General features: G+C 40.6%; 10 protein-coding genes. 8 read left to right on the top strand and 2 right to left on the bottom strand.

The features are described from left to right. The first annotated feature begins 2 nt into the window (after positions 1–2). From thiD to NCY57_RS13285, 4 genes are all read left to right on the top strand, one after another. On the top strand, positions 3–806 hold the full coding sequence (gene thiD / locus NCY57_RS13270) for a bifunctional hydroxymethylpyrimidine kinase/phosphomethylpyrimidine kinase (protein ID WP_022427228.1): 804 nt from the start codon (positions 3–5) through the stop codon (positions 804–806). A 4-nt stretch (positions 807–810) separates the two neighbouring features. Continuing rightward, positions 811–2601 carry an aminopeptidase P family protein gene (locus NCY57_RS13275; protein ID WP_022427227.1) on the top strand — a complete coding sequence of 597 codons (1791 nt, stop codon included), beginning with the start codon at positions 811–813 and terminating at the stop codon, positions 2599–2601. A 101-nt stretch (positions 2602–2702) separates the two neighbouring features. Further along, the gene (gene add / locus NCY57_RS13280) at positions 2703–3701 is read left to right on the top strand and encodes an adenosine deaminase (protein WP_022427226.1); all 999 of its coding nucleotides are present in this window, start codon (positions 2703–2705) and stop codon (positions 3699–3701) included. Positions 3702–3913: 212 nt separating this feature from the next. Then, positions 3914–4312 (top strand): IS5 family transposase, encoded by a 399-nt coding sequence (locus NCY57_RS13285; RefSeq protein ID WP_227574064.1) that lies wholly within the window; start codon positions 3914–3916, stop codon positions 4310–4312. 273 nt (positions 4313–4585) lie between these two features. On the opposite strand, the gene NCY57_RS13290 is transcribed toward NCY57_RS13285, so the two are convergent. Together NCY57_RS13290 and NCY57_RS13295 are read right to left on the bottom strand one after the other, a co-directional pair. Further along, positions 4586–5380, bottom strand: a complete 795-nt coding sequence (locus tag NCY57_RS13290) for a hypothetical protein (protein WP_118753133.1) — start codon at positions 5378–5380, stop codon at positions 4586–4588. Beyond that, a complete protein-coding gene (locus NCY57_RS13295) occupies positions 5377–5916 on the bottom strand; it encodes an RNA polymerase sigma factor (protein ID WP_092070503.1) in 540 nt (179 codons plus the stop codon). The genes NCY57_RS13290 and NCY57_RS13295 overlap by 4 nt, the downstream gene beginning before the upstream one ends. Before the next feature lie 746 nt (positions 5917–6662). On the opposite strand from NCY57_RS13295, the gene NCY57_RS13300 reads away from it, so the two are divergent. The 4 genes from NCY57_RS13300 to NCY57_RS13315 all read left to right on the top strand — a co-directional run. After that, positions 6663–7202 carry an RNA polymerase sigma factor gene (locus NCY57_RS13300; protein ID WP_227574063.1) on the top strand — a complete coding sequence of 180 codons (540 nt, stop codon included), beginning with the start codon at positions 6663–6665 and terminating at the stop codon, positions 7200–7202. Beyond that, on the top strand, positions 7196–8302 hold the full coding sequence (locus NCY57_RS13305) for a DUF4179 domain-containing protein (RefSeq protein ID WP_250789751.1): 1107 nt from the start codon (positions 7196–7198) through the stop codon (positions 8300–8302). The genes NCY57_RS13300 and NCY57_RS13305 overlap by 7 nt, the downstream gene beginning before the upstream one ends. A gap of 520 nt (positions 8303–8822) precedes the next feature. Then, positions 8823–10682 (top strand): asparagine synthase (glutamine-hydrolyzing), encoded by a 1860-nt coding sequence (gene asnB / locus NCY57_RS13310; protein WP_118071917.1) that lies wholly within the window; start codon positions 8823–8825, stop codon positions 10680–10682. Between the two features lie 738 nt (positions 10683–11420). Then, on the top strand, positions 11421–11913 hold a 493-nt coding region (locus tag NCY57_RS13315; protein WP_250789752.1), incomplete at its 3' end, for a hypothetical protein.

The raw sequence follows: 11913 nt of genomic DNA on the forward strand, positions 1-11913 counted from the left end.
AGATGAAAACAGCATTAACCATCGCAGGCAGCGATTCCAGCGGAGGAGCCGGAATCCAGGCCGATATTAAAACCATGATGGCAAACGGAGTATACGCCATGAGTGCCATCACCGCGCTGACTGCCCAGAACACCACCGGTGTCACAGCCATCCAGAATGCAACCGCAGAGTTCCTGGGTCAGGAGCTGGACTGTATTTTTACGGATATCTTTCCGGATGCAGTAAAGATCGGAATGGTTTCCGAAAGTGATCTGATCCATATGATCGCAGGAAAGCTCCGACAGTATCGGGCAAAAAATATCGTGGTGGACCCGGTTATGGTTGCCACAAGCGGTGCAAGACTGATCAGTGAGGAGGCGGTGGATGTTCTGAAGGAAGAACTGTTTCCTCTTGCAGATCTTCTCACCCCGAATATCCCGGAAACCGAGGTGCTTACCGGACGGAAGATCAAAAGCGCCGATGATATGATCGAAGCTGCAAAACAGGTTTCCGAGCAGTATCATTGTGCAGTTCTCTGCAAGGGCGGACATAAGCTCAATGATGCCAATGATCTTCTCTATGTGAATGGAACATATCAGTGGTTTGAGGGAAAAAGAATTGACAATCCCAACACCCACGGAACAGGATGTACTCTTTCCTCGGCCATCACTTCCAACCTTGCAAAGGGATTTTCCATGGTGGAATCTGTAAACCGTGCCAAGGACTATATTTCCGGAGCCCTTGCTGCCATGCTGGATCTGGGAAAGGGAAGCGGCCCTATGGATCATGGCTTTGCGATAAAGAACAGTTATACAGAGGAGGCATAAGATTATGACAGTTACAGAACGGATCACAGATCTTCGAAAACAAATGAAGGAAAAGGGAATCGATGCTTATCTGGTTCCGACCGATGATTTTCATGGTTCTGAGTATGTTGGGGATTATTTTAAATGCAGAAAATACATCACCGGATTTACCGGTTCTGCCGGAACTGCCGTGATCATGCAGGACATGGCCGGACTCTGGACAGACGGAAGATATTTTATCCAGGCTGCACAGCAGTTAGAGGGAACTCCGGTTACTCTGTTTAAGATGGGAGAACCGGACGTACCAACGATCCACAAATTCCTGGAAGAAAATCTGAAAGAGGGAATGTGTCTCGGCTTCGATGGCCGTACCGTAAGCGCAGAAGAAGCAGAGACGCTAGAAAGAATCCTTCAGAAAAAACAGGTACATTTTTCTGTAAATGAGGATCTCATCGGAAATATCTGGGATGATCGTCCGGCACTTTCCTGTGAACCGGTAATGGAATTATCCGAAAAATGGGCCGGAAGATCCAGAGCAGACAAGATCCGTGAGATCCGCAGCAAACTGAAAGAGAAGGGCGCAGACCTCTTTATCCTCACTTCCCTTGATGACATTGCATGGCTTTTAAATATCCGCGGAAATGATATCCACTGCTGCCCGGTAGTTCTTTCCTATCTTGTGCTGGATGACAGTGAGCTCCGTCTTTTTGTCAATGAAAAAGCCTTTTCGGATTCTGTTAAGGAAGCACTTTCCAAAGACGGTATTGCCATTTATCCATATGATGATATTTACACCTATGTACAGACGATTCCCGAAGAGAAAAAGGTATTTCTTTCCAGAAGCAATGTAAACAGCCGGCTGGTCAGCAGTATTCCAAAGACGGTAACGATCCTGGACGGTGAAAATCTGACCCTTCTCCCAAAAGCCATCAAAAATGAAACCGAAGTCCGGAATGAAAAGACAGCCCATATTAAAGATGGCGTTGCAATGGTGAAGTTTATCCACTGGCTGAAGAAGAATGTGGGAATGAAGGAGATCACCGAGCTTTCCGCTGCTGATAAGCTCTATGAATTCCGTTCCGCACAGGAGAATTTTCAGGGAAACAGCTTTGATCCCATCATTGCCTACGGTGCACATGGAGCCATTGTCCATTACAGTGCTACAGAAGAAACCAATATTCCACTTGAGCCAAAAGGGCTGGTTCTGATGGATACAGGCGGACATTATCTGGAGGGCACTACTGATATCACCCGCACCGTTGTACTTGGCCCGGTTACTGAAAAAGAAAAAAAATATTTCACAGCAGTACTCCGTGGACACCTGAACCTGGCAGCAGCAAAATTCCGTTACGGCTGTACCGGCCTGAATCTGGATGCCCTGGCTAGAGGACCTCTCTGGGCTATGGGAGAGGATTACAACCACGGAACCGGCCATGGCGTAGGTTATCTTCTCAATGTACACGAAGGACCGCAGAGCTTCCGCTGGAAAAGCCCTGCTGAGCTTCCGGCTCCTGTTCTGGAAGAAGGGATGATCACCTCCGATGAACCGGGATATTATGCGGAAAATGAATTCGGCATCCGTCACGAAAATCTTGTAGTTTGCAAAAAAGCCGAAAAAACATCCTACGGCCAGTTTATGAAATTTGAGCCACTGACTCTGGTCCCATTTGATCTGGAAGGTATCGATCCGGAACAGATGGAAGCAGGAGAGCGCAAATTGCTCAATCAGTATCATGCCCTTGTATACGAAAAGATTTCTCCGTATCTGAATGAAGAAGAGCAATCCTGGTTAAAAAAAGCCACACAGGAAATATAACCCGGAATTCACCTTAATATTTCCTTCCGACAGATACCATAAGAAACGCAAAACCATTTCAGGGATAAGAATAAATCCAACCAGGGAGGTACTTAGCGCCTATGAAAACAGAAAATAGAATTGATCACTACATCGATCTCCACGCACATCTGGACGGCTGCATTACAACAGAGATAGCCAGAAAACTTGCCGCATTGCAGCAGATCACGCTTCCGGCTGCCACAGATGAAGAGCTTCTTTCTCTCCTTTCTGTGCCGGATACCTGCGAAAATCTCAATGATTTTCTGAAATGCTTTGACCTGCCTCTTTCTCTTCTTCAGACAGAAGAGGCATTGGAAGAGGCTGTTTATCTTATTCTTTCTGAAATGAAGGAAGACGGTGTGATCTACGCAGAACTTCGTTTTGCCCCACAGCTCCATACACAGAAGGAAATGACTCAGGAAACAGCGATCCATGCTGCATTACGTGGTCTGAAAAGAACTCCCATCCCCGGTAATCTGATCTTATGCTGTATGCGCGGTGATCTTAACCAGAAAGAAAATCTGGAAACTCTGGAGCTGGCAAAAAAATATCTTGTTGAAGATGGTGGCGTGGTTGCTATCGATCTTGCAGGAGCCGAGGCACTCTTTCCAACAGAAAATTACGAGGCGCTTTTTGCAAAAGCAAGAGAATATCAGGTTCCATTTACCATCCATGCAGGCGAGGCCGGAAATGCAGAGGATGTAAAAACAGCTGTCCATATGGGGGCAGTCAGGATCGGTCATGGTGTGAGGATCGCGGGAAATAAGGAAGTGATACAGCTTGTAAAGGATAAGGGGGTTTTTCTGGAAATGTGCCCTACAAGCAATCGCCAGACAAAAGCTATGGAAGAAATGTCTGCTTATCCGCTGAAAACATTTCTCGAAATGGGACTTAAGGTAACCTTAAATACCGATGATCCGGCGATCGAAAGAACAACCCTTTCCCGGGAATTCCGATATATGGAATCTCTGTTAGATCTTACCCAGGAGCAGAAAAGGCTGTTGCTTCTGAATTCTGTGGAGGCAGCCTTTACTTCCAGGAACAGAAAATGGAAACTGAAAGAACAGCTTCTTTTCTGAACTGTATGAAAACTATCAGGCGAAAGGATAGCCCTGGACACCAATTTTGAACTGGAGCATGAAGATATGAGCCGTTTTTTTATTTCCGGGAATGGCACTGCACTGTCGCATGTATTGGAATGATCATAAAGAATAAACAGGACATCCGGATAGAAAATTTCTCATTACCCCATCTTGAACCCAAAATCCTTTTATGATAGAATTGAAAAATTATGTTGAGACGATACGAATTAACCGATGAAGAATGGATCCGTATAGCTTCATTACTGCCGCCTGAAAATTCTGGAAAACAGGGATGCCCACAAAAATGCAGCCGGACAATTCTGAATGGAATTGTTTGGATTGCTCGTAGCGGAGCTCCATGGCGAGACCTTCCAGAACGTTATGGCTCCTGGCAAACGGTTTATTCCCGTTTCCGTAAATGGATTGAAGACGGCACCCTTGATAATATTTTTCGTGTTTTGAGCTTAGAAGCCGAATTAACAGAACTGTCAATGGACGCTTCTATCGTCAAAGCTCATCAGCATAGTGCTGGAGCAAAAAAAGGGGGCCTCCAAACGAAATCGGACACAGCCGTGGTGGAGCCAGCACAAAAATCCATGCAGTTGTAGATGCATACGGTTATCCGGTTTATTTTATGATCCGTGAAGGGCAGCGTAACGATATCAATTACGCAATCCCTTTGCTGGATCATGTCAATCTAGGAAATGAGAGTACAGCTAATTGAATGAATCGAAAGGCTGTACTTTTATTTTAACTATAAAAGTTCTGGACAGCTACACTATCTGTAAATTATAACATATTATGCATCAGCTGCGATACAGGTATTTCCACAACAGTTACAAAAAGATGGTGAACCGGACTGAATCCACCATCTTTTTTCTTTATCTTCTGTTATTAATAACCTCTCTCGCCATATCTGCAAGTTCTCCGGCAGATAATTTTCCATCTATTTGCAGCAAATCATACTGGATGCCATCCTTATTCCAGTTAACGCTTTGAACCTGACTGACTTCAATCTGAGAAGCACTGTCATTGTAACTGAATATAACTTTTCCACTGGACTGGTCTTTTTTATCTTGTTCTGTCAATTCGTAATCATTTGATACCACTTTATTTATATAATGTACATAATACAAATTTGTTCCATTTACAGTGGCAATAATATCACCTGACGGAGTAAGTTTTGAGTTAAATTTCTGCTGTTCAAACGATACAACATCTCCATTCTTCTGATAATCAAAGGACACAGATTTAAAATTCTCAATTACATTTGCATTGCCATCCTTAAAACTGTTTTTTATAATATTGCCCTCTTTGAAGCAGTACCCGTTCTCAAAGGTATCAATCAATACCGGTCTATACCCAATATCCTTTGTAATCTGTTCTGACGTTGGAAGAGATGTATAATCAGCACGTGATGCAGATGAACCTGTCCACATTGAAATCTTTCCTGTTGCTGCCATAGCAGTAACTCCAATTGTAAGTGTTGCAGCTATCAACAAAGGTAATATTTTCTTTTTTGATCTCATAGTCGTTTGCTTCCTTTCTGTATCTGCGAAGTCAAGTTTTGCATAAACTCTCTGTCTGACATTCTCTGTATCAATATCAAGAGCATTGAGGGAAGCATCTGCCTGTTTTTGTATTCCCAATTCTTTAAGCAAATTTTTTCTTCTCATAATTTTTCCTCCGCATCCGATAACATTTTTCTGAGTTTTCTTTTTCCTCTTGAAAGTCTGGTCTTAACTGTAGAAATATTAAGTCCCATTGCTTTTGAAATATCCTTGATTTTTTCATCAAATTTATACCGCCTTACAAAAATCTCGCTGTCAGGTTCGCCAAGGCTCATAACTGTTTCCCATACATAATTATTGTGAAAATTCTCTTCCATGAAATTTTTGCCATCTGACAGCTCAATATCTTCAAGAGATGTATGGTCCATCTTTCTGTTTATCCGTTTCAGAGCAAAATTCCGGGCAACAGCAGCAAGATATGACCGTAATGTACCTTTCTGCAAATCTATCCTCCCGGTATTCTTCCAAAGTACAACAAACACATCTGCCACAATTTCTTCAATATCCTCTTTCGGCAGTGAATTGCCGGCCATATGATACAAAACAGTACTCAAATACGGCGTATAAATTCGGATTGCTTCATCTATTGAATTTTTTTCTCTGTTCCTGAGACGCTGCAAAAGTTCTTCTTCATCTGTCATATCAATCCTACTTTCTTTTTAATATTTTCAAAAATTAAAAGCTTTTAACCTTTACATTCTTATATATCTTGTCAAAGCGTAAAAAGTTTCAATTTTAGAAAATTATGATATTGATACACCACTTTACAACTTTTTTATAAAAAAATATCGTACAGGATTTCCTGATGTATAATGAATTTGGCATAAAACATTACAAAGGAAAGTGACCCTGTACGGCAAAAACATTATACAGCGAAAAAACACTGATAGGCAGACTTCAGCAATATTTTTTGATCTATTTTGAAACTTTTTCTGTTCCGACAGCAAATACCTTATTTCTGCTGATATTATCTATACTGAGCCGCACACAACGGTTCCAACTATCTGAATGGACACTGCTTTGTGAGAGTCATGCTCTGCGTACCTGTCTGGAATGGGGATAAAGTATCTCATCTTTCATTGCACATATACAGAGAAACTGGGTGAGAAAACAGTAAAAGCATATCGGATTGATCTAAGCAGTGTTTGGTTTTGGTCGCCTGTGAAAAGCAAGACAAAGAGAAGCTTGAGGAATATATTACGGAATTACATAAAAAATACAAACATAAACAGAACAGCGATTAAAAAAAGTAGATATTTCGTTGGCAATGGAAGAGGCAACGGAAAAAAATACTTTTATGAGAACCGATTTCCTTTCCGATGCATCTAATTAGTGTAAAAGTAAACATGAGTAGTAATCCAGCTGGACAAAAGGAGAAGACAAAGTTATGACAAAAGATGTATTTATTAAGGAGGTTCGGGATGCAGAAGCCATGCTGTATCATATATCAAAGTCCATTCTGAAGAATGACTCTGATTGTGGGGATGCTGTGCAGGAAACAATTCTTAAGGCATATGAAAAACTTCCCACTTTAAAGAAAGAAAAATATTTCCGAACATGGATCACAAGGATATTGATCAATGAATGCAAAGGGATTCTTCGGAAAAGAAAAAATGTTATTCCATATGAAGAATATATGGACAATATGAAAATGACTGAGGAGGACAGATACAGTCATTTGTATATGGCGATTATGGAACTTCCGGAGAATCTGAGGGTTTTGGTAACATTGTATTATTTAGAAGGATTTTCCTTGAAAGAGATCAGTGAGGCTCTGGATATTCCGGAAGGAACGATCAAAAGCAGACTTTCACGTGCAAGAGAGTTTTTGAAGGTGCAGTTATCCGAAGAAGAGAAAAGACCGGCAACTGGGAAAAACAACAAGCAATTAAAGAGAATAACAGGAAAGGGGAAAATGTCATGTTAGAGAAGAAATGGAATAATATCGCACCGGAAGTACCACAGGATTTTCATAATAAATTTGAAGATACACTAAAACAGATTGAACAGGCGGATTCAGTTGATAAAAAATACAAAAGAAAAAAAATCAGTGGACGATTATTGATTGCAGCAGCAGTAATCTGTACTGGTATGGCTGTTACTGTGGCTGCAAAAGAGTTCTTTAAATGGAATGATTACCTGGTGAAAAGACTGGATCCATCGGAGAAACAGCAGGAGACACTGCAGGAATCAACTTATATTCAGAATATAGACCAGTCTGTAACACAAAATGGTGTGACGGTTACCCTGACAGATTCTATTCAGGATCAGGGATTCCTGTATGCTTTTTTTGAAGTGAAAACAGAGGACAGTATTTCTATGACTGATCATACTTCTTTTGAGGAGATGACACATTTTAAGATCGATGGAAAAGAAGTATATGCAGTGGACGATAACAGATTTGGAAGTTTCAATACTGGGGTAGGACAGGATGTGTTACTGAAAACAGATCAAAATTCTACACATCTTAAATATTTTAACGCCTGTATATCTTATGACGGTGATTATGATCTGAGTAATAAAACAGTAGAAATCACATTAAAGAATCTTACGGAGGAAGGAGATTATGATACGACTGTTATTACAGATGGAACATGGGATTTTAAATGGACTCTGGGTGCAGTAAAGCCTCCGACAACTCTGGAAGTGAACCGGAAATGTGATTTTGGAGGTTATGAAATCACAGTGAAAAAAATGGAAGTAACGCCCCTTTTATGGTCATTATATCTTGATTATGATGAAGCTATGAAGGTGTATGAAGATGAAAAAAACAAATTTGAGTACGCAGGTACGGACTATGGCATGGATCTTTATGCCAGAACTAGTATTGACCAGGTGCGTTATAAAGATGGAACGGTTTTAACACTTGATAGGACCATGGGAGGCATCGCTGGCGGTGGAGAAAAACAGGATAAGGAAAACGGTGTCCTGATCATCAGAAACAGCTTCCCGCAACTGGTTGATGTAGATAACCTGCAGGCGGTACATTTTGGGAACATTGACCAGTGGCTTGAAGTGCGGGGATAAAAGTTTTTTCGGTGATACAGAAAAATCCTCCCATAATTAGATAATGAGAAAATACAAAAAGAACCGATACAAGGTCTTTGCAAGACTGATATCGGTTCTTTTTGGCTAAGTCTGCCAAGCCCATTACCTTTAGGTAATGGGTAGTTGACTAAATATAGGTAACCATACAGTCGGAAAAATGGCTCTGTAACAAAAGACCGTTTTTCCGGCTTTTCATTTTATCAGCAGTGAGGCATTCACACCGTTTGAAAATCTGTAAGAACTGAGTCATTGGGGTATGTCATGACGGGTAATCAAATATATGACATAGATTCTGCAATTGTAGAAAATAAGATTGACTTTTTGATTCTATAGATGTAGAATTAGAAAAGATTTCTACATCTGTAGAAAAACAGGGAGAACACAAGCTGAGGCGCAGACTCACAGACCACTATGATTACGATGTGACCATGTGGGATTCAATTGTGGTAAAAAAGTTGCTGCAGCGTATAAACTACATCAAATAGATACGGAGGATAAAATGTGCGGAATCTGTGGATTTACAGGTTACAGACAGGATCAGAAGACAGTAATTGAAAGGATGATGAAAGCTATTGAGCATAGGGGCCCGGATAGTGAGGGCTCTTTTTGCAGGGAGAAGATCACGCTGGGCTTTCGAAGACTTAGTATTATTGATTTAGAAGATGGGCAGCAGCCTATGGAAAGTGCGGACGGAAACCTTCATATTGTTTTTAATGGAGAAATCTATAATTATAAGGAACTGCGGGCAGAACTTGAGGCTTTCGGCATTTCTTTCTGTACTCATTCTGACACGGAGGTTCTGATAAATACTATTCAGCAGTATGGGGAGAAGGCACTGGATAAGCTCAGGGGAATGTTTGGGTTTGCTGTATGGAATGAACAGGAGCAGAGTTTGATGCTTGCAAGGGATTTTTTTGGAATTAAGCCTGTGTACTATGCCGAAATAGATGGACACTTTGTATTTGCTTCTGAAATTAAGAGTATCCTTGCATTTCCAGGCTATGAAAGGAAAGTAAATCAGAAGGCACTGGAGCAGTATTTGTCATTTCAATATTCCCCTCTGGAAGAAACTTTTTTCAGGGGGATTTATAAGCTTATGCCAGGTCATATGCTTTTATATAAAAACGGAAACTATGAGATAAAGACTTATTTCAAAACAAAGCTTGCACCAGGCCAATGGGACCGTAAGACGAATATGGAGCAGCTGCGGAATCAGCTTGCAGAGAATTTAAAGGATTCAGTGGAGCACCATATGTTAAGTGATGTGGAAGTCGGCGCGTTTTTATCCGGGGGAGTGGATTCCGGTTATCTGGCTTCTTCCTCTGGTGCAGATCAGGCATTTACAGTGGGATTCGATGAGGGAGACCGATATAGTGAAGTAAACAAAGCTGCCAAAGTGGCAGAAAAAGCTGGTTTAAAACACCATGTGAAAATCATATCCAAGCAGGAATTCTGGGATGCCCTTCCAGATGTTATGTATCATATGGATGAGCCCCTTGCTGATGCTTCTGCCGTTGCACTCTACTTTCTCTCAAAAGAGGCTGCAGGTCATGTCAAGGTTGTTCTTTCCGGAGAAGGAGCAGACGAGCTTTTCGGTGGATATAATATTTACAGAGAACCGGAATCATTGAAAAAAATTGCCTGGATTCCATTTGGTGTCAGACGTGTAATTGGAAAACTGGCTGCAAAGCTGCCGGATGTGAAGGGACGAGATTTCCTTATCCGTGCAGGAATGAAAGTGGAAGAACGTTTCATCGGAAATGCATATATTTACCGTGAAAAAGAGAAAGCGCAGATTTTGAAAAATAAAGTAACAGGACCTTCCACACAGGAATATTTAAGACCATTTTTTAAAGAACTTGAGTCAGAAAACAGAGGATCACTTCGAGACATGGAAAAAATGCAGTCTGTAGATCTGAGATACTGGCTTCCTGGCGATATTTTACAGAAAGCAGATAAAATGAGCATGGCACATTCATTGGAAGTCAGGGTACCATTTCTGGATAAAGAAGTTTTTGACTTTGCAGCAAAGCTTCCGAAAGAAGCCAAGATTGCAGCGGGTACAACCAAATATATTTTCCGTAAAGCTGTTTCAGAATTTCTTCCACAGGAAACCGATGAACGTAGGAAACTTGGTTTTCCAATTCCAATCCGTGTGTGGCTGCGGCAGGATGACTGGTATCAGAGGGTAAAGGAGTTATTTACCTCGAAAGAAGCAGAAGAGTTTTTTCATACAGATAAGCTTCTTTTACTTCTGAAAGAGCACAAAGAGAAAAAGGCAGATAACAGCCGTAAAATCTGGACAGTTTTGACATTCCTTATCTGGTATGATAGATTTTTTGCTACATGTTCGAAGTGAGAGAGTTGGTTATGAGACGGTAAAAATATAAATATACGAAAAATCCGTTGACAATGGTATTTGGGACTTTTATGATAAAACTCTATTTGTTTGTATAGAAACTTTCGGATTATTGGAGGAAGAGTTTAAGGAGTATGTGGGTGGAAATCTGAAAGATCTTACGGTTTTGGATGCTTTCGACTCATTGTTCTTAAATGGAAAGGCAAATCAGGAAGCGCAATTTCAGCAGTTTGCTTCATTGGAAATCCACAATTGCAGTCTGTGGCATCTAGGAAAGGAGTTATATTACTATCCTGTATATTTGTTGGATTTATTCTTTTGTTACTTTACAGAGAAACATTTGTTCATCTTAGCATAATTTACAGAAGAGAAAAATATAGTGCAGGTAGTAGTGTAAGAAATGTGATCGAACCAAAAGACCTTGGGATGCAGTCCGATTGTGACGATGCATGTAACTGGGATGATAAGGAGAATATTTATGATTGAAGCTGTAGCAGTACTTCCTTTTTTATAGTTGCAGGAACTCTATGGGGGATAATAGAAACTTTTAAATATAGGAAATTTTTTTCAAGAGACTGTGAAAACGGACAAATCTCCACTATTAAAGCGTACCGAATAAAGCGACGTGGATCCTGGCGGATTTTTGGTGACCGTATTCTAGATGAAAAATCGTTTCTGGTAATGAGGGAAAAGGAGTCAAAGTTAAAAATTCATTAATTCAATAGCGGGGTATTTTAAATGGCTGAACAAAATGTTTTTAATCTAATGCAAAACGATGAGATTGGACTGTTGTGGAAAAAGATATATCAATTACATCAAAAAACCAAAATTTATCTACTTACAGCCGAAGAAATATCAGAAAATGGGGATGCATTAATTCAGCCATTAAAAGAGCACCGGGATGCATATGATCATATTGTAAGGATTTTTGCAAGCACAACCAAAAAAGTGCCGGAAGGATACGATTACTATTCTTATATCAAAGGAAACCTTGAGAAAGCATATGGACATGAGTATCGTGCTTTTTTTGATACGGCAGACTGGCTTGCATACAATCTGCGGCATAATTTAAGAGAGCGCATAAATGCGATTCCATATAATAAAAGAAATCAATTAATCCCAAATTGCAAAGAAACAATCAAATTATTGAACCAATACCCATTTGAAATTTCTAATCTACGAAATGACAAGGATATAGTAAAAGAGTCTGATTCGGATGAGACAATAAAAG

Source organism: Blautia sp. MB18-30 (genome assembly GCF_023669475.1).
Lineage (GTDB): Bacteria > Bacillota > Clostridia > Lachnospirales > Lachnospiraceae > Blautia_A > Blautia_A fusiformis.